The organism is Pseudomonas sp. Leaf127 (assembly GCF_001423155.1).
GTDB lineage: Bacteria > Pseudomonadota > Gammaproteobacteria > Pseudomonadales > Pseudomonadaceae > Aquipseudomonas > Aquipseudomonas ovata.
Genome location: NZ_LMOA01000003.1, coordinates 67,409 through 89,334, shown reverse-complemented (window position 1 = coordinate 89,334; position 21,926 = coordinate 67,409). Strand labels below are relative to the sequence as shown.

Here is a 21,926-nt window from a genome sequence, read left to right as displayed (position 1 = left end):
CCGGCTGCCCCTGAGCAAAACGGGATCGCGGTCACCCTGGCGGGTGGCTGCGATAGTGATCTGAATTCCAGGGCCACAGGGCCGGCGGAACATTCATGAAAAATCAAAACGGCGCACTGGCGCCAACAGGATCGGCTTGCCTGAAAAAAGCCACCGAACTGTTTTTTATCGTTCATCCCAAGGTCGCCAAGCCGTTGCTTGGACCGTTCCTGACCCGTGCGGATGCCGAATGCGCACGGGTTGTTATTCGCAGCGCTGGCGCTGCTGTCGAGGCCCGTCAGGTCTTTGCGGTTGACGATTTCATTCGCGGGCATGCCGTTAACAATGGGTGGGTGTGCCGGGCCTTGCTGGGTATTGCCACTCAATGGAGGCAGGCATGAACGTCTCTTCGAAACGCCTCACCCTCGATCATCTGCCCAGACTGTCACCGCGTCCGGCGCAGGCCAGCGACCACACCGGTAAACAGCGCGGCAAGATGACCGCCATTGCCTGGGCTCGTGCCAGTCATTCGGGCAAGGGCACCGTATGGCTGTGCCGTTGCGCCTGTGGCTTGTACGAATACCGTCGGCCCGGCACTTGGTTGAGCAAGCCGTTTCCTGAAGACATGTGCACGGTGTGCCAGCGCGCCCAAGGCCCTAATGCCCGGCAAACGGCCCCCGTGCGCTTCCAGCAATGGATTGATGGCCTGCACAGTCTCGGCCTGACCGATGAGGAAATCGCCCGTATTCAGGCCCTCAAGACCAAGGTAGAAACCCGAGGCAAGACGGCCGCCGAAATCCGCGAGCAGATCGCCAGGGGTGAGGCATGAAGGTCGAGACCCTGCTGTTTCGTGAGGCCCTGCAATCGGCCTATGGCGTGCTCGACTGGGTGCCGATCGGCGATGGCGAGATCCATCGCTTTCATGTGCCGGGTGACAAGCCGGGGCGGCTCAATGGGTGGTACGTGTTGTTTGTCGACACGATTGCGTCGGGTGCATTCGGCAGCTGGAAGGCTGGCGGTACGCATACCTGGTGCAGCCGGCAACCGCATACTCGCCAAGAGACCGAGCAGGTGCGCCAGCACATCGAGCAGGCGCGCATGCGACGGGAGGTCGAGCGTGTGCGCGGCCAGAAACAGGCCGCCGAGTTGGCGCGAAACTGGTGGCGCAGGGCGCAGCCTGCCGATCCTGGACATGCGTATCTGGTGGCGAAACAGGTCAGTGCCTACACCCTGCGCCAACGCGGTGATGAACTGCTGGTGCCGTTGTACGAGTATGGCCATCTGGTCAATCTGCAGCGTATCGGCGCTGACGGTCGCAAGCGCTTTTTGCGTGGCGGCAAGGTGCAGCGCAGTTATTCGCCGCTGGGCACGGTAAAGCCTGACAAACCCCTGTGCATCTGCGAAGGCTGGGCCACGGCGGCCACGTTGCACCACAGCGGCTATGCGGTGGCCGCGGCGATGAATGCGGGCAACCTCAAGCCCGTGGCGCAGGCCTTGCGGATGCGGTATCCCCATCTGCAGATCATCATCGCCGGCGACGATGATCGACAGACCGAGGGCAACCCGGGCCGCACCCTGGCCAATGCCGCTGCGGTGGCGGCGTTCGCAGGGGTCGCCTTTCCGGACTGGCCCGCCGAGGCGCCACTGACCCTGACCGACTACAACGACCTGGTGGTCTGGAGGCGTGCGCATGGACGTGCCTGAACAGACTTTCATCAGCTTGCATTCTGATATGCCGATGATCGCGCCTGAACGGCCTTGCTGGGCGGTGTATGAACATTGGGTGAGTAATGAAAAGGGCCGGCGTCTGCGGCCCGGTGTGTACTGGCATGGCTACAAACGCATGCTTGGCGACGAGGAATCAGGCTGCGAGCAGAGTTTGCCTATCGTCGATGAGTGGGTGTCGACCCCTGTGACGGTGGTGGCCCGTACTACCAACAGTGATGACGGCAGCCATGGGCGCTTGCTGCGTCTACTGACCGATGATGGACCCAAGGAGCTGATCATCGCCATGGAGGCGTTCGGTGGGAGCGGCGAAGAGATTCGACGGCAACTCTTCCACATGGGCGCCATTATTCTCATGAAGAAGCGTGGCCAGTTTATGGATTACTTGCTGGAGCAAAGGCCTGTCGAAGCCTTCGCGACCACAAGCCGACCGGGCTGGCATGAGTCCGGCGCTTTCGTACTGCCTGGCCTTACCCTTGGCAGCGACAAGGTGCGTTATCAAAGCAATCCTGCAACTCAGGTGCTGTTCAACCGTCGTGGCAGCCTGGATGGATGGCAAGTCGAAGTCGCTACCCGATGCGCAGGCAATCCGGTGCTGACACTGGCCATCGGCTGCGCTTTGGCAGGTCCGCTGCTGAGCCTTGTGGGTGTCTTGGGTGGCGGCGTGCATCTGGTGGGCGACAGCTCCAGTGGCAAGTCGCTGGTGCAGTTGATCGGCTCGTCGGTCTGGGGCGATCCGGGGGTGTTTGCGGCGTCCTGGGACATGACCAAGGGCGGGCTGGAAATCGAAGCCTCCAGCCGCAACGACACCATGCTGCCGCTGGACGAGATCAAGCGTGCCGACCCCAAGCGCATACAGGAAATGGCTTACAGCCTCGCCAATGGCCAAGGCAAAGGCACCATGACCCGCGACCGTGAAGCGCGGGGCAAATTGAGTTGGCGCCTGTTGGCGCTGTCCAGTGGCGAGCGTTCCTTGTCCATGCATGCGGCCATCAGCGGCAACAGCGCTCATGCCGGGGCCGAGTTGCGCATGGTCGACGTCAACGCCGGCACCCGCACGCACCGCGCCTTCGATGAACTGCACGGGCTGGCGGGGGCTGACTTTCATCGGGCGCTGACTGTGGCCGTCAGCAAGCATCATGGTCATCTTGGGCCCGCGTTCGTCGAGTGTCTGCTGGCCAGTGATGATCGGGCCGGGTTGCTGCAGGAGTTCGCCAGTGTTCGTGCCCGCTTTATCGAAGACAACGCCCAGGCCGGTCGGGTGGCGGATCGCTTCGCCGTGATCGCGCTGGCGGCGGAAATGGCAATCGCCTACCACCTGTTGCCCTGGACGCCGGGCAGCGCTCTGGATCATTGCCGATTGCTCTATGGCGAATGGCTGGCCCAGATCGGAAGCGGAAACGCCGAAGACCGCCAGATCCTCGCCAGCCTCTCGGACTTCATCGACAAACATGGCAGCAGCCGCTTTTCATGCATCAAGCACGACACCACCGACCTCAAGGTGCATAACCGTGCCGGCTACTGGGAGGTGACGGGCGAGCGGCGGTTGTACCTGTTCAACAAACCGGCGCTGATCGAGGCGGGTAATGGCCATGCGTTGAGCCGCATCATCAAGGCGCTGGAAGGCGTGGGCGGCCTGGCCAAGCGCGACAGCGACCGCAAGCGGCATACCAAGAAGTATCGGCTGCCGGGGGGCGGTTCGGCCGGGCTTTATGTAGTCGACCCCGAAGTCATAGGGACCCAAAGCGCTTGAGTGTTCAGGTCATGCAGGCGTGCCACAAGGTGAGGTTGCTCATAATTAAGCGGCGACCTAGAATCAGTATGCGCCAATGGCGTACTAAAGGAGTTGTATGATCTTCATCGAAACACCGGTGTTTACCTCAGATTTGAAAGACCATCTGGATGATGATGAATACAGGTCGCTCCAGCAGCATCTGGCTGAACATCCGGACTCCGGCGCTCTCATCGAGGATACCGGAGGATTGAGGAAGGTCCGCTGGGCGGCGCATGGCAAAGGCAAGAGCGGTGGAGTGCGAGTGATTTATTACGCTCTCACTTCTGCAAGCCAGATACGCATGATATTGATCTACCGGAAAGGAATCATGGATACCTTGACCGACAAACAGAAGGCTCAGCTTCGAGCCCTCAACAAAGGGTGGAAATGATGGAAAAGAACCTGTTTGATCGTCTTGTGGAAAGCATGACGCAGATGGACGAGATTGATCGTGGTGAGCGTCAGCCATCGCGTGAATTTCACATCAATGCACTTCAAGTCAGAAAGATCCGCCAGGCAACCGGGCTTTCCCAGGTGACGTTCGCTAAACGTATCGATGTGGCGGTAGGGACGCTGCGCAACTGGGAGCAAGGTCGCCGTGAACCTGAAGGGCCAGCCCGTGCATTGCTGCGAGCCATCCATAACGATCCGGTTCATGTGTTGGCGGCATTGCGCTGAGCCGGGTTAGCGGACTGCCTGTTACCTGAAGGGCGATGAGCAGTACCGGGGCTGTGGAGCGGGTCCTGCGCCGGCTGCGTGCTGTACCCGGCACCTCAGGGCGCTGGAAGGCGTGGGCGGCCTGGCCAAGCGCGATAGCGACCGCAAGCGGCACACCAAGAAGTATTGACTGCCGGGGGGCGGTTCGGCCGGGCTTTATGTGATTGATCCGGAGGCTATCAACGGCGAAAGCACGCGATGAGAAAACACCGGACTGTGGGAGGCGGCTTGCTGGCGATGGCTATGTGTCAGGCGCAGCAGGTGTATGGGCCTTGCTGGCCTCATCGCGGGCAGAGCCCCCTCCCACTGGATTGATGTCGCCCAGGGTCTCGTGTCTGGCATCAGGCTGTGGAAGGCAGCTTGCTGGCGATGGCGATGGGACAGGCGCAGCAGGTGTGTTCTGCATGCATCAGACGCTTGCAGGGTAGACCTCGATAAAAGCCGATACAGGTCACGGCCTGGCCAATGGTTACCTTTGACCGACAATCACTTGCCCCTCACGCCACATCCGCCACAATGGGCGCTTTTTAGTTAGGACTGCCCGCCGATGCCTGTCTTTTTTACTCCTTGGCGCAAAGCCCTGGTCATTTCGTCGCTGGTGTTGCTGGCCGCGTGCGACAACACCGATAACACCGCCAAGCCCACGCCACCGGTCAAGCCGGCCGAGCCGCACACCACGTACCGGCAGGCCGGCTGGGACGAGCTGCCGGCGGTGGCGGATGCCGACCTGCAGGCCGGTTTCGGTGCATGGCGCAGCGCCTGCACGCGGCTCAAGGCGGATCCGGTGTGGGGCGCGCCCTGTGCGGCGGCGGCCAGCCTGGCGCCGGCGCCTGAGGCGATGGCGATCCGCAGCTTTTTGCAGGCCAACCTGCAGGTCTACAGCTTGCGTGCTGAGGGCGGCAGCGCCGATGGCTTGATCACCGGTTATTACGAGCCGGTCTACCCCGGCAGCCTGACCCGCACCGAGCAGGCCACGGTGCCGGTGTACGGCATTCCCGAGGACCTGGTGGTGGTCAACCTCGACAGCCTGTACCCCGAGCTCAAGGGCAAGCGCTTGCGTGGCCGGCTTGATGGGCGGGTGCTGAGGCCTTATGACGATGCCGCGACCATCAACGCCCAGGGCCTGCAAGCGCCGGTGATTGCCTGGCTGACCGACCCGATGGATTTGCAGTTCTTGCAGATTCAGGGGTCGGGCCGGGTGAGCCTGCCGGATGGCTCGCAGGCGCGTCTGGCGTATGCCGACCAGAACGGTCATCCGTACCGCGCCATTGGCCGCTGGCTGGTGGAGCAGGGGGCCTTGAAGAAAGAAGAGGTCACCATGGGCACCATCGCCGGTTGGGCCAAGGCCAACCCGCAGCGGGTGCCGGAGCTGCTGGCGAGTAATCCCAGCTATGTGTTTTTCACCCGGAATCCGGACAGCAACGAAGGTCCGCGTGGCTCGCTGAACGTGCCGTTGACCGACGGTTATAGCGTGGCCATCGACCGCAAGGTGATTCCGCTGGGCAGCCTGCTGTGGCTGTCGACCACCCGCCCGGATGGCACGCCGCTGGTGCGCCCGGTGGCCGCGCAGGATACCGGCGGGGCAATTGCCGGTGAAGTGCGTGCCGACCTGTTCTGGGGCACCGGTGACGCCGCCGGGCACCTGGCCGGCGACATGAAACAGAAAGGCAATGTGTGGCTGCTGTGGCCCAAGGGCACGGCATTGCCGGCGCAGTAAAGCCCCTCCCACAGGATTGAGGTCGCCCAAGGTCTCGTGCCTGGCACCAGACTGTGGGAGGCGGCTTGCTGGCGATGGCTATGTGTCAGGCGCAGCAGGTGTGTTGGGCTTGCCGGCCTCATCGTCGGATCGCCGCCCGGGGCAGAGCCCACTCCCACAGGATTTAAGGGCCACGTTTTGTCATTGTCAGAAGGTTGGTTGTAGCCATGTAAAGGCCTATCATGGGATATACAAGTGACATATCCCAAGAGGTGTTCCATGGAGCAAGGTGCTGTTTTTCAGAGCAACCGTAGCCAGGCAATCCGCTTGCCAAAGGCGGCAGCGCTTCCCGATGATGTCAAACGGGTCGATGTCGTGGCGATTGGCAGGACACGAATCATTACCCCGGCGGGCGAGTCCTGGGACAGTTGGTTTGATCAGGAGGGTGTTACTGGCGATTTCATGACTCATCGGGAGCAACCCTCTGATCAGGAACGCGAGTCGTTCTAATGATCAAGTACATGCTCGATACCAATATCTGCATTTTTACCATCAAGAACCGCCCTGAGTCGGTCCGCGACCTGTTCAAGCGGCACCACGGTCAAATGTGCATCAGCACGATAACGTTGATGGAGCTCATGTACGGCGCAGAAAAGTCTTCAAGGCCTGAACGTAATATGGCAGACGTTGAAGGGTTCACGGCCCGTCTTGAAGTGTTCTCCTATGACGTGAATGCAGCTGCGCATACCGGCCAGCTTCGTGCCGAGCTGGCAAAGGCAGGAGCGCCGATCGGACCTTATGATCAAATGATTGCCGGTCACGCGCGTGCTGAAGCGCTGATTCTGGTTACCAACAATCTTCGTGAGTTTGAACGAGTACCGGGTTTGCGAATTGAAGACTGGGTGACAGCCAAGGGTGAGTCATAGCCGGTCTGCACTTCTCTGCCTGCGAAAGGCTGGAATCATGACCATCGCGGGCAGATCGGGGCGCCGACCGGCCCCTTCCACAGGATTGATGTCGCCCAGGACCTCGTGCCTGGCACCGGACTGTGGGAGGCAGCTCTGCTGGCGATGGCTATGTGACAGACGCAGCAGGTGTGTGGGTCTTGCTGGTCTTTCCCACAAGTGCTGCAGCGAAAGGCCAGAAGGTCAATAATTTGGCGTTTTTTAAACGTCTACTCAATATAAAACCAATCATCACATAATATTGACAGTGGCAGTTTGATGCCACACTATGTCTCTTATGACGAACGGTATTACACAATCATGACAGGCCTGTTTTAACGCTGGTCAGCCGATAAGCATCCTCCGTATCATGCGCGCACTCTAGTTATAAGCCCGCTTGCCGATAGCACGGGTAATCGCTTAATCCACTCGTCTTCTCTTCAGGTTCAAGTTCTCGACGTTCTGGTTTTACGGCCAGTGCTCAATCATTGCGGTTGAGGCCTGTCTGTGCATTCGTATTCATGGAGTAGAAAGGTTTGGGGCCTGTCACCTTGGCCATCCGGCATTTGCAGGATGAGCATATTTTACTGCGCCAGGGAGGCCTCTACTGGATCGCGCATGATCTGCCAGCGGATGCGCAGATGCTTGCCTGTCAGTTCCTGGGCGCCTTGTCGGCGCAGCATGAGGCGACGCTGGTGTGTGTCGGCACTGAACCTGAAGCCCTTGCCGGGCGCCTTGCTGCGGACAGCGGCCCCTCTGTCTTGCGCCTGTTTGCCGTGGCCGCTGACGCGGCAGCCACGGCGGTATTGCCGGCCCTGAGTGTCGACCTGCAGCGCATCCGCCTGGCCCGGGGCAGCCAGTTGGTCTTGATGGTGCCGGCCGCCTGGCTGGACACGTTCGACACGCTTGAACTGCAACGCTGGTGCGTGCATATGCGCCAGTGGTTATTGTCGTTCGAGGCCACGCTGTTGGTATTGAGCAGCGGGCAGTCGCCACAACTCCATCAATGTTTGCTGGGCTTTAACGAGCAACTTTCCGGGCTGGCGCAGTTGTATCGCCAGGATGGTGCGATTCGTTATCAATTGAATTACTGGCACAGCCCACTGGGCGTTTGTGCCGCACAAATGTTCGAGCTGCAACAAGGCGCCTGCGGCTTTGCCCTGGACAAGACGCAACGCGCTACAGCGAAGTCGCGCACCGACGATCAACGCATTTACCTGACCCAGCGTCTGGTACTTGAGGGCGCGCCGCCCTTGTCCAGGCAGTGGCGGCTGTTCGAGCAGCGCAGCGAGCTGTTGCAGCAGGCGCGCAGTGCGCGTGCTGCCAGCGTCATCATGGCGCTGGAGAGCAACAAGGATGTGGAGGCGCTGGCCGGCCAGTTGCACGAACTGCGTGAGCACTGCGGTGTGTCCCTGAAGATCATCGTGCGCGAAATGGAGCCTTGCCTGCGGTATCGCGATGAACGTCTGCTGCTGGCCAGCGGGGCCAATCTGATCGTGCCGTGCAACACCACGCTGGCCCGCTTTCTGAGCATGGTTGAAAGCGTCCAGGGACAGGTCTGGCGTCACCGCCAGGCGTCCGACATCGAGTCGCTGCTGGATCGGCTGCGCCCGCCGGCCCAGCGCGGCCTGCTGGACCCCAAGGCGTTCATCGACCTGCTCGATCAGGTCTATGGCGGCGCCGGCGGCGAGCTGGATCACCAATTGCTCAGGCTACAGCCTCGCGGTGAATTGAACCTGGAACAGTACCTGGGCCAGATCACCCTGCGCCGCTTCGGCGATGTCGCCTGCGTGGTCGACGGGCAGTTCTACCTGTTTCTGTTTGCCTGCCGCGGCGACGGCCTGGAGCCGGCGCTGGGCAACGTCTGCCGCCTGCCGTGGCGCGACCTGTTCAGTGACTGCACCGTGCTGCCCGGCGTGGACGCCTTGCCGCGCCAGGCCTTTGTGCTGGCGCCGGTGATGCAGGACCTCTCGCAGCAGGCGCTGCAACAGGTGACCGCCGACCTGCACCGGTCGATCAATCAGGCCGGCTTTGTGCCGCAACGCATCACGCTCACGCTGTCGGAGCCCGGTTCATGAATTACGCCCAGTTGCTGCAGGTCATGGCCGTCAGTGTATTGCTGACGGTGGCGCTGCTCCTGCTGCTGCGCAGTGTCCGCCAGCGCCTGGCCCGCTGGTGGCAGACCTGTTTGCCGCCACGTCACCTGAAACCGCGTGGCGTGCGCCGCCGTCAGTCTGCCGATGCGACCGGGAGTGATGTCCATGAGCAGCCTTGAACGCGACAAGGCCGTCCCGGCGGCCACGGTCTGGACCTGGCCGGGGCTGGGCCTGTGGAACCTGTATTTCATCGTCAAACTGGCGCTGTTCTGGGCCGGCTACCTGAACCTGCAACTGCTGCCGAACCTGGTGCTGGCTGCGGTGCTGCTGGTGCCGTTGCCGCATCGTTACCTGGTGTGGCTGCGCACGTTGATTGCGGTGCCGGTGGGCGTGGCGCTGTTTTATCAGGACACCTGGCTGCCGCCGTTCAGCCGCTTGCTGGACCAGCCGGGCGTGTTGAATTTCAGCAGCGAATATTTGCTGGAGCTGGCCGGGCGGTTTATTGACTGGCACCTGTGCGGCCAGTTGCTGGTGCTGACCGTGGTGTACTTCTTTGTGCGCCAGTGGCTGCGCCTGACCACCCTGACCCTGGCCGGCTTCGCCTGGCTGGGCAGTGCCAGCCTGCTGGCCATGCAGGCGCCGGCGCCGCAAAGTGTGGCGCCGGTTCCGGGCGTTGCGGCCGTCAGCAATGCCGAGCCCGACAGCCCGACGCTGGAAGCCTACCTGCAGAAGTTCTACACCACCGAGGCCGCACGGCAGGTCAAGTTCGAGCCGTCGACCTCGGCGGCGCAGCCGTTCGACCTGTTGCTGATCAATATCTGTTCCATGGCCTGGGACGACCTGGAGGCGGTGGGCCTGCGCGACAATCCGCTGTTGCAACAGATGGACATGGTCTTCGACAACTTCAACTCGGCCACCTCCTACAGCGGCCCGGCGGCCATTCGCCTGTTGCGCGCCAGTTGCGGCCAGCAACCGCACAGCAAGCTGTACGGCATGGCCGCCGAGCAGTGCCTGCTGATGGACGACTTGCGCAAGCTGGGTTTCAGCAGCCAGGTGATGCTCAACCACACCGGCCAGTTCGAGGGCTTTATCGATGAGGTGCGCAGCCAGGGTTCGCTGCCGGCGCCGCAGGTCAGCACCGCCAACCTGCCACGGGCACTGGTCGGCTTCGATGGCTCGCCGATCTGGCGCGACCGCGAGGTGCTCGACAAGTGGTGGCTCAACCGCGTCGGCCAGCAGGATGCGCGCGTGGCGCTGTTCTACAACACCACCACGCTGCACGACGGCAACCGCGCGCTGACCGCCGATGGCGGCACCCGGAGCGCCGACTACAAGCCGCGCGCCCAGGCGCTGATCGACGACTTGAACACTTTTCTCAAGCAACTGGAAAAGAGCGGCCGGCGCGTGGCGGTGGTGATCGTGCCCGAGCACGGCGCAGCCTTGCACGGCGACCGCATGCAGATCGACGGCATGCGCGAGATTCCCAGCCCCTCGATCACCCATGTGCCGGTCGGCATCAAGCTGGTGGGCATGGGCAAGCCGCCGGCCAATGGCCCGATCCATGTCAGCGCGCCAAGCAGTTATCTGGCGCTGTCGCAGATCATCGCCCGGTTGTACGCCGCCGGCCCCACGGCCGAAGGCCAGGAGCCGGACTGGCAGGCGTTGCTGGCCAACCTGCCGCAGACCCCGATGGTGTCGGAGAACTCAGGCACCGTGGTGCTCGATTACGCCGGCAAGCCTTACGTTCGGATCAAGGAGAAGGGCGCATGGCTGCCTTACCCACAACGGTTCAAATGAACAAAGCGGCGCTGACACGTAACGAGCGTGCCGACGACATCGCCAGGCTCAAGGCTGACCTGAACCTGGCGGACCTGCACTACGTCGATATTTCCGCGCAGCTGGAACTGAGCCAGGCGCTCAAGCGCTGGCCATTGCTGGTCGAGCTGATCCGCGCCGACGAGCCGGATGAACAGGCCGTTGATGACCAAGACGAGCGGTCCATTATTCGTGAGGCGCGCCTATGACGGTCCTGAGCCTGTCCGGCGTGCGCGGCGGGGTGGGCACCACCTCGCTGCTGGCCGCGCTCGGCTTTGCCCTGCAAAGCCTGGGCGAACGGGTGTTGATGATTGACCTGTGCCCGGAAAACCAGCTGCGCCTGCATTTCAACCTGCCCCTGGAGCAGTCGTCGGGCTGGGCGCGGGCGATGCTTGATGGCCAGCCCTGGCATGAACACGCCTGGCGCCTGACCGAGCAGTTGCACCTGCTGCCTTATGGCCGCCTGAGCGCGGCCCAGAGCCATGTGGTCGAGCAGCGCCTGCTGACTGACCCGCTGCTCTGGACCCGGCGCCAGGCCAGCCTGGCCGGGCAATACGACTGGCTGTTGTTCGACCTGCCGCAGCGCTTGCCGGGTCATGCCGCGATGGGACCGTGCCTGCTGCCGATCCGGGTGGCCGAAGCGGATCCTGCGTGCCTGGCGCTGTTGCAGCAGGCCCGGCAGGAGCCCGGTCATGTGCCGCCCCTGTTGTTGGTCAATCGTTTCGATCCGGGCAGTCAGTTGCAGCGCGACCTGTTACTGGTGTGGCGCAACAGCCCGGGCAACCGCCTGCTGCCGTTGACCGTGCACAGTGATGAGGCCCTGCGCGAGGCCATGGCTTTTCGTCAGCCGGCGGGTCAGTACGCCCCCGACAGCCTGGCCGCCCAGGATGCGCTGAGCCTGGCGACCTGGTGCCTGACCCGGCGCCACGAACTGGAGGCCGCATGATCGGGCGCTGGTTTCCTTACCGGGCCTTGCGCCGCCAGCATGACTGCTATCCGCCTACCGCGCTGTGGCTGGCCACGCTGAGCGCGCTGGCCTGGGTGTTCCTGCGCCTGGAGTCGCCGGTCTGGCAGCGCCTGATCGAACAGCGCCGGCGCTGGTACCCGCACCTGGCCGACAAGGCGCCCGGTGCCGGTGATCCGCTGCGCATCGTGCTGCAAAGCCTGTGGCTGATGCTGTTCCAGCCCTGGCCCGAAGTGCGCCGGCGGCCGATGCCGGCGTGGCTGCTCCAGGCTGGTCGTTTCAACCGCGGGCTCTGGGCGCGGCTGGCGCATTTTCTCAATAACTTGCCTGATCAGGTCAGCCAGAGCCGTTCGATGCAAGGCAGTAGCCAGTGGTGGGCGACCCTGGGGCGACGCCAGCAATTGTGGCTCAACACTCTGTGTGCCGTGCTGGGCGTGCTGCTGGTGGTGATGTGCATCACCGAGCCGTTCGGCCTGATTTCGCAAGTGGCGTTCGTGGCCCTGCTGTGGGCCGTGGCGATGCTGGTGCGACGTGTGCCGGGGCGCTTTCCGACCCTGCTGCTGATCATGCTGTCGCTGATTGTGTCGTGCCGTTACCTGTGGTGGCGCTACACCGCGACCCTGAACTGGGACAGCCCGGTGGACCTGGTGCTGGGCGTCATTCTGCTGGTGGCCGAGACCTATTCGTGGCTGGTGCTGGTGCTTGGTTATATCCAGACCTGCTGGCCCCTGCAGCGCCAGCCTGCGCAATTGCCGCGCGACACTGACCTGTGGCCGACGGTCGATCTGCTGATTCCGACCTACAACGAAGACCTGTCGATCGTGCGCGGCACCGTGTACGCGGCACTGGGCATCGACTGGCCGCACGACAAGCTGCGCATCTCGATCCTGGACGACGGCAAGCGCGAGTCGTTCAAGCAGTTCGCCGCCGAGGCCGGGGTCAACTACATCACCCGCACCGACAACAAGCACGCCAAGGCCGGTAACCTCAACCGGGCGCTGGGCCAGCTCACCGGCGAGTTGATCGCCATTTTCGACTGCGACCATGTGCCGGTGCGTTCTTTCTTGCAACTGACCGTGGGCTGGTTCCTGCGCGACCCGAAGATGGCGCTGGTGCAGACCCCGCACCACTTTCTGTCGCCGGACCCGTTCGAGCGCAACCTGGACACCTTCCGCAAGCGCCCTAACGAAGGCGAGTTGTTCTACGGCCTGGTGCAGGACGGCAACGACATGTGGAACGCGGCGTTCTTCTGCGGCTCGTGTGCAGTGTTGCGCCGCGCGGCGATCGAAGACATCGGCGGCTTTGCCGTGGAAACCGTCACCGAAGATGCCCACACCGCGCTGCGCATGCACCGTCGGGGCTGGAACTCGGCCTATGTGCGCATCCCGCAGGCCGCGGGCCTGGCCACCGAGAGCCTGTCGGCGCACATCGGCCAGCGGATTCGCTGGGCACGCGGCATGGCGCAGATCTTTCGCACCGACAACCCGTTGCTGGGCCGCGGCCTGACGTTCTTCCAGCGCATTTGCTATGCCAACGCCATGCTGCACTTTCTGGTCGGCCTGCCGCGCCTGGTGTTTCTCACCGCGCCGCTGGCGTTCCTGTTGTTTCATGCCTACATCATCTACGCCCCGGCGGTGATGATCGTGCTGTATGTGATTCCGCACATGGTCCACGCCAGCCTGACCAACTCACGGATTCAGGGCGAGCACCGCCTGACGTTCTGGGGCGAGGTGTATGAAACGGTGCTGGCCTGGTACATCGCCCGGCCGACCACCGTGGCGCTGTTCAATCCCAGCAAGGGCAAGTTCAACGTCACCGCCAAGGGCGGGCTGATGAGCGAAAACCAGTTCGACTGGGCCATCGCCCGGCCTTACCTGGTGCTGGCGCTGCTCAACGTGCTGGGCCTGGGCTTTGCCGGGTGGCGGCTGGTGTATGGGCCGGCCGATGAGATCGGCACGATTCTGGTCAGTTGCCTGTGGGTGTTCTACAACCTGTTGATCGTCGGTTCCGCCGTGGCGATTGCCGCCGAAGTGCGCCAGGTGCGTGAAGCCCACCGCGTGCTGGCGCGCCTGCCCGCTGCGCTGCGCCTGCCCAATGGGCGCTTTTACACCGGCACGCTGGTCGACTATTCCGATGGCGGCGTGGGCCTTGAGCTGGATGCCGGGCTGGCGGTCACGATCGGTGAGCGGGTGTTGCTGATGATGCAGCGCGGCAATCGCGAATTCCTGTTCCCCGGTGTCGTGACCCGCAGCCACCGCAACCTGGTCGGCATCGCCTTCAACGAGCTGTCGGCGGCGCAGAAGATCGATTACGTGCAGTGCACCTTCGCCCGTGCCGATGCCTGGCTGAACTGGAACGAAAACTTCACCCCCGACCGCCCGCTGCACAGCTTCGTCGAAGTGCTGCGCCTGGGCGCGACCGGCTATTACCGTCTTTATCAGTACCTGCCGTCCTGGCTGCGCACCCTGGCGCGGCCGCTGGTGCGTGCCTGCGCCTGGCTGATCAGCTATGTGCCACGGTTCGCCAGGACGTCTGCTTCTTCAATTTCCCGATCGGTGTCTGCCCCATGAGTCGTTCTTTCACTTTCAGGCTTGCCAGCCTGCTGTTGCTGGCCATGGGGTGCGCCCACGCACAGACACCGACACTGCCGGGCGCGGTGACACCCAGGGCGGCCGTGCCGGCGCCGGTTGCAGCCCCCGTGGCCGCGCCGGTGCCGCCGAGCTGGGGGGTCGAGCACAGCTTCGAGCGCCTGGGCCGGACTGCCGACAGCCTGTTGCTGGGCACGCGCACGACCGATCAGTTTGAATTCACCCTGCGCCGCGACCGCATTGCCAGCCAGGCCGGGCTGCAGCTGGAGTACACCCCGTCGCCGGCGCTGCTGCCGACGCTGTCGCACCTGCGCATCTACCTCAATGATGTGCTGATGAGCGTGGTGCCCATCGAGAAGGAGCAACTGGGCAAGAAGACCGTGCGCCAGGTGGCGCTGGACCCGCGCCTGGTCAGTGACTTCAACCGCGTGCGCCTGGAGTTCGTCGGGCATTACACCGACATCTGTGAAGAGCCGTCCAACAGTGCGCTGTGGGTCAACATCAGCCGCACCAGCCAGGTGACGCTGACCGAGCAGGCGCTGGCGATCAAGAACGACCTGGCGTACTTTCCGGTGCCGTTCTTCGATGCCCGTGGCTACGGCATACCGACCCTGAACATGGTCTTTGCCGGCCAGCCGACCCTGGGCGAGCAGCGCGCCGCCGGGGTGCTGGCCTCGTACTTCGGCAGCCAGGCTGCCTGGCGCGGCACGCAGTTTCCGGTGCTGCTCGACCAGTTGCCGGCGGCCACGGCCGAGCGTCCGGCCGGCGCCTCCATCGTGTTTGCCACCAACGGCCATCGCCCGGCATTCCTGAGCGACCTGACGAAGTATCCGGCGGTCGAGGCGCCGGTGGTGCAGATGATCGATCATCCGCAGGACCGCTACAGCAAGGTGTTGCTGGTCATGGGTCGCGACGAGGCCGATCTGCTCACCGCCGTGCAGGCCCTGGCGCTGGGCGGCGATCTGCTGCGCGGCGAGCGGGTGGTGATCGATAAGGTGCAGCAGTTGCAACCGCGCCAGCCTTACGATGCGCCGAACTGGATGCGCACCGACCGCCCGGTGCGCTTTGCCGAGCTGATCAAGTACCCCGAGCAGTTGCGCGTCAGTGGCCTGCAACCGCAGCCGATCAACGTGGAAATGAACCTGCCGCCGGACCTGTTCGTCTGGCGCAACCAGGGCATCCCGCTGCAGACGCGCTACCGCTACACGCCGCCGCCGTTCAATGACGGTTCACGGCTGAACATCAGCCTCAACAACGAGTTCATCAGCAGTGTGCCGTTGCAGGTCCACAGCAATGACCAGCTTGAAGAGCTGCGCATGGCGGTGTTGTCGAGCGAGTCGGCTAACGTCAACGAGAAACTTTCGGTGCCGGCGCTGAAAGTGGGCGACCGTAACATTCTGCAGTTCAAGTTCAGCTTTACCACCACCGGCGGCAGCGCCCAGCGCGACCGCTGCCAGACCTCGCTGCCGATCGATGCCCAGGCGGTGATCGATGATCAGTCGAGCATTGATATGTCGGGCTATCACCACTACATGGCGATGCCCGACCTGTCAGCCTTTGCCCGCAGCGGTTTTCCGTACAGCCGCATGGCCGACCTGTCCGACACCGTGGTAGTGCTGCCCGCGCAGCCCAATGCGTTGCAGTTGAGCACTTACCTGGAAGCGCTGGCCGGCATCTCGGCCCGCTCCGGCCTGCCGGCCATGAAGCTGCAGATCAGCGATAACTGGGAGCAGGCTGCAAAACAGGACGCCGACCTGCTGGTGCTGGGCACCTTTGCCCCGGACATGCGCACCAATAACGACCTGAGCCTGTTGCTCGACCGCTCCCGCGACTGGCTGTTGCAGTCCAGCGAAAAGGGCCGCTACAGCGAGTCCAACCCACCCTCGACGCGGGTCGAGGTGTCGGCGCAAGGGCCGATTGCAGCCATCGTCGGCCTGCAGTCGCCGTTCCATGCCCAGCGCAGCATCGTCGCCTTGCTGGCCACCGAAGACGCCGACTTCCAGTTGTTGCGCGAGGTGCTCAGCGACAGTGGCAAGCTCAATGCGGTGGCCGGTTCCGTGGCCCTGATTCGCAGCAGCGGTGTGTACAGCCAGATCGTCGGCGAGCGCTATTACGTCGGCAGCCTGCCGTGGTGGCTATTGCTTTGGTACACCTTGTCCGAGCATCCGGTGTGGCTGGCGGTCATGGCGGTGTTCGGTGTGCTGCTGACCTCGCTGGTGGTCATGCGTGCGCTGCAATGGGCGGCCCGCCGTCGCCTGGCCTATGGGCAATAGACCGGTGCGCGCGCTCAAGGCGGTGACCGTGCGCTGCACCTTGCTGCTGTCGTGCCTGAGCGCTGCGGCGCTGGCGGCCGAGGCGCCGCAGTCGGGGAGCGAGCAGCAGCAATGGCTGTTGCAGCAGATGCGCATGGGCGAGGCGCTGTACCGCGATGACGTGGTCAACGACGCGCTGGCGCGCCTGGAGCTGGTCGCCCCGCAGCACCCCCAGGTGCTGTTGGGCAAGTTGGTCCAGGCGCTGGCCAATCCGGCCGCTAACGAAGCCTGGATCAATCAGCTGCTGCGCGAGCTGGACCAGAAACACCCCGATTCGCTGCAGCGGCGCCAGGCTTACGCGCTGGTCAGGTTGCGCAGCCAGGAGGGCCAGCAGGCCTTGCAACAAGCCCGGCTGCTGGCCGCTGCCGGTCGCTTCGAAGAAGCCACCAAGGCGTTCGAGCAGGTCCTGGGCGAGCAGCCGCCGAACCTGGCCATGGCGCTGGAATACTGGGGCAGCCGCAGCCGCCTCAACGGCCAGCGGCCGGTGGCCATCAAGCAGTTGCAGGCCCTGGAGCGTGATTATCCCGGCAATACCGGGGTGCGGCAGATGCTGGCCAGCCTGCTGATGGCCGACCAGCGCGACGGCGATGCGCTGGCGGTGTTGCACCAGCTGGCCGGCGATCCGCTGGCCAGCAACAGTGCTGCCGAGACCGAATACAACTACCTGCTCAAGCAACCGATCAACCCCGAGACCTTGCGCGCCTGGCAGGCCTTTATCGGGCACTATCCGTATTCGCCGCTGATCAAGGACGCCCGCCAGCAACTGGCCGACCAGCAACGTTTGCAGGGCGACCCGGCCTGGCAGGCCGGTGTCCAGGCCAAGCGTTTGCTGGAGCAGGAACCGGCCACGGTCAGCGACAGCGCGCGCGCCGAGCAACTGCTGCGCCGGGCCCTGAAAGCCTACCCGCAAGACCCAGGCCTGTACGGTGCGCTGGGCACCGCCCTGGCGCGTCAGGACAAGAATGCCGACGCCTACGCGGCGTTCACCCAGGCGCTGAAGCTGGAGCAGGACACCTCTTACATCAGCAAGTGGCAGGACCTGCAGAACGCCGCGCGCAACTGGATGGTGCTGCAACAGGGCGACCAGGCGCTGGCGCGCAAGGACTATGCCGGCGCACGCAAGGCGTATCAGCAAGCCCGCAGCCTTGATGCTCAGTCAGCCGGGCCCCTGATCGGCCTGGCCGAGGTGGCCCGTGGCGAACTGAACGACATTCAGGCTGAAGCCTTGCTGCTGCAGGCGCGCAAGCTCGAGCCAGGCAATGGCAACGTGATCCGTGCCCTGGTGCGGCTCTATCGCACACAGTCCGACGAGCGTGCCGTGGCCTTTCTCAATACCCTGCCGGCGAGCAACCAGGCGGAGTTCGCCGCCTTGCGCCAGAGCCTTGAACTGGCGCGCATGAACCAACAGGCCGATCAGTTCAGCCAGCAGTCCGATTGGGCGCAACTGGTGCCCTTGCTGAAAAAGATTCGCGTGCTGGACCCGGACAATCCGTGGCTGGCCTACCGCCTGGCGGCGGCCGAAGTGGCCCTGGGCAACCCGCGCCAGGCCGATGATGCGTTCGCGCAATTGCTGGTGCGTCAGGGCAACAACCCTGAGGCCCGTTATGCCCACGGTCTGTACCTGGCCAATGCCAACCGCGACAGTGAAGTGCTGGCCAGCCTGGGCAAGATTGCCAAGGCCGGCTGGACCGACAACATGCGCGAACTGGCCACCCGTATTGAACGCCGGCAGTTGCTGGCGCGGGTCGAGCAGTTGCGCAACAGCGGCCAGGAGCCACAGGCCATCGCCTTGCTGCTGCGCAACCCGACTCTCGATGACTATGCCACCCTGGCCGACTGGGCCACCCAGCGCAGCGACTTTCCGGCGGCCGAAAGCGCCTACAGGAAAGTGTTAGCGGCCGATCCGCACAATGCCGATGCGCAACTGGGACTGATCGAGGTCTTGCTGGCCACGCAGCGGGTGCCCGAAGCGCGCCAGGCGCTGGCCGGCCTGTCGATGCCGCCCCAGGCCTCGGCCAATTGGCAAAGGCGGCTGGCCAACGCCTGGCTGGGCGCCGGCGACAAGGCCCGTGCCCAGGCGCTGCTCGCCGATTTGCTCAAGACCCCGCAGAGCGACCCGCTGATCTATCGCGATGCGGCGCGCCTGCAGGCCAAAGACAATCCGCAGCAGGCACTGGACCGCTACGCTCAGGCCATGGCCGCCGCCGGCCTGATCAGGCCTGACGAGGCCAGCCCCAGAAACAACGTTGCCCTGACCCGTGCCAGCCGCGCCCAGGACAGCGACGACTGGTTGCCACGCGGCCTGCGCAGCGATGTCGAGGAGCTGTACAAGGCGCAGAATACGACGGTCAACGTCTATCGCGACTTCACCGTGCGCACGGACAGTACTTCGCCGGGCATTTCCGACCTGACCACCCAGACCACGATCGTGCGCGTCGACACGCCTGTGGCCCAAGGGCACGGTTTTATCCAGGCCGAGCAGGCCGATCTCAAGGCCAGTGATTTCGAGACCGAAAACGGGGTGCACACCGAAGCGTTCGGCACCTGTGCCGTGCGGGTCCGTGACCGCGCCACCGGTGAGCTGGTGACCAACGGCTGCCGCAGCACTTCACAAAGCGTCAGTGGCCCCAGCCTGGCAGTGGGCTGGAAAAACGATCAGGTGGCGGTGGACATCGGCCATACGCCGCAGGGGTTCGAGGTGGGCAACTGGCTGGGCGGCGTCGCCTACAGCGGTGCCTGGAAGTCGGTGGGCTGGACCGTGACCGCTTCGCGCCGGCCGCTGACCAATTCGGTGATCTCCTACGCCGGTGCCGTGGACCCGGCCACCGGCATACGTTGGGGCGGGGTGACCAGCAACGGCTTTACCCTGAGCCTGAGCCATGACGAAGGCGGTGTCGACGGTCTGTGGGCCAGCCTGGGCACTCATTGGCTACGTGGCAAGAACGTGGTCGACAACTACCGGCTCTCGGCGATGGCCGGTTATTACTACCGGCTCAGGGACAGCGCCGACGAGCGCATGCGCACTGGCCTGACCTTGATGTACTGGGGGTATGACAAGGACCTGAGCGAGTACACCCTGGGGCAGGGCGGCTACTACAGCCCGCAGCAGTATTACTCGATCGGCGTGCCGCTCAGCTACGCCTGGCGCAATGCCAACTGGTCGGCGCAAGTGGAAGGCTCGGTGGGCTGGTCGTTCTCCAGTACCGAAAGCAGCGACCTGTACCCGCTCGACGGACCGGCCGGCAAGCTGTTTGCGCAACAGGCCAGCAACGGCCTGGACATTGACGCCGACACCACCCTGAGCAAGTCCGGGAGCAGCAGCACCGGCGCCAGCGTGCGCATGCAGGCGCAGGTCGAACGGCGCCTGAGCAACAACCTGATGCTGGGCACGGGCGTCTCTTTGCAGCACAGCGAAGGTTATGCACCGAGCCGGGCCATGCTGTACCTGCGCTATAACTTCGACGAATGGCAAGGCAACCTGCCCATGCCGATCGAGCCGGTCTCGCCATATGCGGACATGCGCTGAAGGTCGGCGTATCGCGGTGCCGATCAGATTGTGGCGAGGGGCCGGCCTCCCGATCTGCCCCAGGTGACGATGAGGCCAGCAAGACCTACACACCTGCTGCGCCTGTCACATAGCCATCGCCAGCAGAGCTGCCTCCCACAGTCCGGTGCCAGACACAAAATCCGGGGGTCAAATCAATCTGTGGGAGGGGGCTATGCCCCGGGCGGCGATCCGACGATGAGGCCAGCAAGGCCCATACACCTGCTGCGCCTGTCCCATAGCCATCGCCAGCAAGCTGCCTCCCACAGTCCAGTGCCAGGCACAAGACCCTGGGCGACATCAATCCTGTGGGAGGCGGCTTGCCGGCGATGAGGCCAGCAAGCCCAACACATTTACTGTCCCAGCCCATAGCCATCGCAGAGCTGCTTCCCACAGGTGCTGTGTTGCTCTGAATATGCCATTCCTGCCTGAAACATCTTGCGATACCCCATGCACTTGCTTGCGGCAGTGAAGCCTTACATTGGGCTTCCATACTCAAGTGAACAAGGGCAAGGGAATGCTTGAAACTTCACATTCATCTGACCTGCGCGCAGGTCGATTTTCGCAAACGGGCCAACTCTACCTGGTGACCGCGACCACAATCGCCAGAGAGCCTGTGTTCGCCCAATGGTCGTTCGGACGCCTACTGGTCAAAGAGTTGAAACACGCGCAGGAACGGGGACAGGTCCATTCACTGGCCTGGGTCGTTATGCCCGATCACCTGCACTGGCTGTTCGAGTTGCGTACAGGCTCACTGGCGGAAATCATGCAAAGGGTGAAGTCAAAAACGGCAAAGGCAGTCAATAAAGCCTGTGGCCGGCAAGGCACGCTCTGGCAGGATGGCTATCACGACAAAGCGGTACGCCGGGAGCAGGACCTTGTGCACTTTGCTCGTTATATTGTCGCCAATCCTGTTCGAGCAGGACTGGTCAAAAGCGTACGGGACTATCCACTTTGGGATGCTGCCTGGGTCTGGCTGCCTCCCCCAGCTCTTGTGCCAGGCACAAAACCCAGGACCATATCAACGTGTGGGAGGCTGCTCTGCAGGCGATGAGGCCAGCAAGCCCAACACACCTGCTGCGCCTGTCACACAGCCATCGCCAGCAGAGCTGCCTCCCACAGTCTGGTGCCAGGCCTGAAATTCAGGGTCACATCAAACCTGTGGGAGGCGGCTCTGCCGGCGATGAGGCCAGCAAGGCCAACACACCTGCTGCGCCTGTCACGATAGCCATCGTCATCGCCAGCAAAGTTGCCGGCTGGCCTTGGTTGTGTTCAAAAATAGTTCTTTGATGTGTATAGCTAGATAGCTAGCTATGCGCATAAAAATGCATATTGGCAAAAACAACAAGATTAAGTCGCCAAAAAAATGACTATTTGAACGCGTGCTATTTCTGTCGAGCGCGCTCACACCCTAATTGGTATCAAATTATTGACACTGTCACGTTGATATTACACATTACCGCCTAATGCTTTCTTACAGGGGCTGCTGCTCCCAGCCTTTTAAGAGGTCGACCCCGATGCATCGCGCCGATGATATAGCCAACTTGTTCCAGAAACTGGATACGAGTACGGACGCCTATGTGGAAATAAACACCGAATTCGATTTTCAGGAGCCACCTGCGCCTCCAGCGCGCCCGGTGGCTGTGGCGGTAAAGCCGGTGATCGTGACGTGTGTTTCGCCGCCGGATTCTCAGTCGCCCTTGATGGCGCAACAGGCCAGTGCGCCTGCATTACAGGCCCCGGCGATGCCTGTGGCAGCTCCTGAGCCTGGC

17 protein-coding genes and 1 pseudogene are annotated in these 21,926 nt (G+C 63.2%); all 18 read left to right on the top strand.

What is annotated here, in order from left to right:
• Positions 1-95 precede the first annotated feature (95 nt).
• Positions 96-380, top strand: coding sequence for a hypothetical protein (locus tag ASF84_RS04785; protein ID WP_056835795.1), 285 nt, complete (start codon positions 96-98; stop codon positions 378-380).
• Positions 377-808 (top strand): hypothetical protein, encoded by a 432-nt coding sequence (locus tag ASF84_RS04780; protein ID WP_056835793.1) that lies wholly within the window; start codon positions 377-379, stop codon positions 806-808. The genes ASF84_RS04785 and ASF84_RS04780 overlap by 4 nt, the downstream gene beginning before the upstream one ends.
• On the top strand, positions 805-1,683 hold the full coding sequence (locus ASF84_RS04775) for a toprim domain-containing protein (RefSeq protein ID WP_056835791.1): 879 nt from the start codon (positions 805-807) through the stop codon (positions 1,681-1,683). Before ASF84_RS04780 ends, ASF84_RS04775 begins: the two co-directional genes overlap by 4 nt.
• Positions 1,670-3,457, top strand: coding sequence for a DUF927 domain-containing protein (locus ASF84_RS04770; RefSeq protein ID WP_056835789.1), 1,788 nt, complete (start codon positions 1,670-1,672; stop codon positions 3,455-3,457). The genes ASF84_RS04775 and ASF84_RS04770 overlap by 14 nt, the downstream gene beginning before the upstream one ends.
• Before the next feature lie 97 nt (positions 3,458-3,554).
• Positions 3,555-3,869, top strand: coding sequence for a hypothetical protein (locus ASF84_RS04765; protein WP_056835787.1), 315 nt, complete (start codon positions 3,555-3,557; stop codon positions 3,867-3,869).
• Positions 3,869-4,156 (top strand): helix-turn-helix domain-containing protein, encoded by a 288-nt coding sequence (locus tag ASF84_RS04760; RefSeq protein ID WP_056835784.1) that lies wholly within the window; start codon positions 3,869-3,871, stop codon positions 4,154-4,156. The genes ASF84_RS04765 and ASF84_RS04760 overlap by 1 nt, the downstream gene beginning before the upstream one ends.
• A 586-nt stretch (positions 4,157-4,742) precedes the next feature.
• Entirely contained in the window at positions 4,743-5,912 is a 1,170-nt protein-coding gene (mltA, locus tag ASF84_RS04755; protein ID WP_056835780.1) for a murein transglycosylase A, read from the top strand.
• 258 nt (positions 5,913-6,170) lie between these two features.
• The gene (gene vapB / locus ASF84_RS04750; protein ID WP_056835778.1) at positions 6,171-6,401 is read left to right on the top strand and encodes a type II toxin-antitoxin system VapB family antitoxin; all 231 of its coding nucleotides are present in this window, start codon (positions 6,171-6,173) and stop codon (positions 6,399-6,401) included.
• Positions 6,401-6,817, top strand: a complete 417-nt coding sequence (vapC, locus tag ASF84_RS04745) for a type II toxin-antitoxin system tRNA(fMet)-specific endonuclease VapC (protein ID WP_056835776.1) — start codon at positions 6,401-6,403, stop codon at positions 6,815-6,817. Before vapB ends, vapC begins: the two co-directional genes overlap by 1 nt.
• A 554-nt stretch (positions 6,818-7,371) precedes the next feature.
• Complete coding sequence (gene bcsE, locus ASF84_RS04740; protein WP_056835775.1) at positions 7,372-8,913, top strand: cellulose biosynthesis protein BcsE; 1,542 nt, start codon at positions 7,372-7,374, stop codon at positions 8,911-8,913.
• Positions 8,910-9,110, top strand: coding sequence for a cellulose biosynthesis protein BcsF (gene bcsF / locus ASF84_RS04735; protein ID WP_056835773.1), 201 nt, complete (start codon positions 8,910-8,912; stop codon positions 9,108-9,110). Before bcsE ends, bcsF begins: the two co-directional genes overlap by 4 nt.
• Positions 9,097-10,728: a cellulose biosynthesis protein BcsG gene (bcsG, locus tag ASF84_RS04730; protein ID WP_056835771.1), complete on the top strand. Its 1,632-nt coding sequence runs from the start codon at positions 9,097-9,099 to the stop codon at positions 10,726-10,728. The genes bcsF and bcsG overlap by 14 nt, the downstream gene beginning before the upstream one ends.
• Complete coding sequence (gene bcsR / locus ASF84_RS04725; protein WP_056835770.1) at positions 10,698-10,955, top strand: cellulose biosynthesis protein BcsR; 258 nt, start codon at positions 10,698-10,700, stop codon at positions 10,953-10,955. The genes bcsG and bcsR overlap by 31 nt, the downstream gene beginning before the upstream one ends.
• Positions 10,952-11,692, top strand: coding sequence for a cellulose biosynthesis protein BcsQ (gene bcsQ / locus ASF84_RS04720; protein WP_056835767.1), 741 nt, complete (start codon positions 10,952-10,954; stop codon positions 11,690-11,692). The genes bcsR and bcsQ overlap by 4 nt, the downstream gene beginning before the upstream one ends.
• A complete protein-coding gene (gene bcsA / locus ASF84_RS04715; RefSeq protein WP_056835765.1) occupies positions 11,689-14,280 on the top strand; it encodes a UDP-forming cellulose synthase catalytic subunit in 2,592 nt (863 codons plus the stop codon). The genes bcsQ and bcsA overlap by 4 nt, the downstream gene beginning before the upstream one ends.
• Before the next feature lie 44 nt (positions 14,281-14,324).
• Positions 14,325-16,571, top strand: a complete 2,247-nt coding sequence (gene bcsB / locus ASF84_RS04710) for a cellulose biosynthesis cyclic di-GMP-binding regulatory protein BcsB (protein WP_442963020.1) — start codon at positions 14,325-14,327, stop codon at positions 16,569-16,571.
• Entirely contained in the window at positions 16,561-20,136 is a 3,576-nt protein-coding gene (gene bcsC / locus ASF84_RS04705; protein WP_056835762.1) for a cellulose synthase complex outer membrane protein BcsC, read from the top strand. The genes bcsB and bcsC overlap by 11 nt, the downstream gene beginning before the upstream one ends.
• A gap of 535 nt (positions 20,137-20,671) precedes the next feature.
• Positions 20,672-21,127 (top strand): annotated as a pseudogene (locus ASF84_RS28315) (REP-associated tyrosine transposase); the annotation flags it as partial.
• Between the last annotated feature and the right edge of the window lie 799 nt (positions 21,128-21,926).

Bases quoted from the DNA above. Each gene is read 5' to 3' on its own strand.
- ASF84_RS04760 (WP_056835784.1), top strand. From the start codon at position 3,869: ATGGAAAAGAACCTGTTTGATCGTCTTGTGGAAAGCATGACGCAGATG.
- ASF84_RS04785 (WP_056835795.1), top strand. From the start codon at position 96: ATGAAAAATCAAAACGGCGCACTGGCGCCAACAGGATCGGCTTGCCTG.
- bcsQ (WP_056835767.1), top strand. From the start codon at position 10,952: ATGACGGTCCTGAGCCTGTCCGGCGTGCGCGGCGGGGTGGGCACCACC.
- ASF84_RS04780 (WP_056835793.1), top strand. From the start codon at position 377: ATGAACGTCTCTTCGAAACGCCTCACCCTCGATCATCTGCCCAGACTG.
- bcsC (WP_056835762.1), top strand. From the start codon at position 16,561: ATGGGCAATAGACCGGTGCGCGCGCTCAAGGCGGTGACCGTGCGCTGC.
- bcsF (WP_056835773.1), top strand. From the start codon at position 8,910: ATGAATTACGCCCAGTTGCTGCAGGTCATGGCCGTCAGTGTATTGCTG.
- bcsA (WP_056835765.1), top strand. From the start codon at position 11,689: ATGATCGGGCGCTGGTTTCCTTACCGGGCCTTGCGCCGCCAGCATGAC.
- bcsR (WP_056835770.1), top strand. From the start codon at position 10,698: ATGGCTGCCTTACCCACAACGGTTCAAATGAACAAAGCGGCGCTGACA.
- ASF84_RS04765 (WP_056835787.1), top strand. From the start codon at position 3,555: ATGATCTTCATCGAAACACCGGTGTTTACCTCAGATTTGAAAGACCAT.
- mltA (WP_056835780.1), top strand. From the start codon at position 4,743: ATGCCTGTCTTTTTTACTCCTTGGCGCAAAGCCCTGGTCATTTCGTCG.
- vapB (WP_056835778.1), top strand. From the start codon at position 6,171: ATGGAGCAAGGTGCTGTTTTTCAGAGCAACCGTAGCCAGGCAATCCGC.
- bcsB (WP_442963020.1), top strand. From the start codon at position 14,325: ATGGGGTGCGCCCACGCACAGACACCGACACTGCCGGGCGCGGTGACA.
- ASF84_RS04770 (WP_056835789.1), top strand. From the start codon at position 1,670: ATGGACGTGCCTGAACAGACTTTCATCAGCTTGCATTCTGATATGCCG.
- bcsG (WP_056835771.1), top strand. From the start codon at position 9,097: ATGAGCAGCCTTGAACGCGACAAGGCCGTCCCGGCGGCCACGGTCTGG.
- ASF84_RS04775 (WP_056835791.1), top strand. From the start codon at position 805: ATGAAGGTCGAGACCCTGCTGTTTCGTGAGGCCCTGCAATCGGCCTAT.
- vapC (WP_056835776.1), top strand. From the start codon at position 6,401: ATGATCAAGTACATGCTCGATACCAATATCTGCATTTTTACCATCAAG.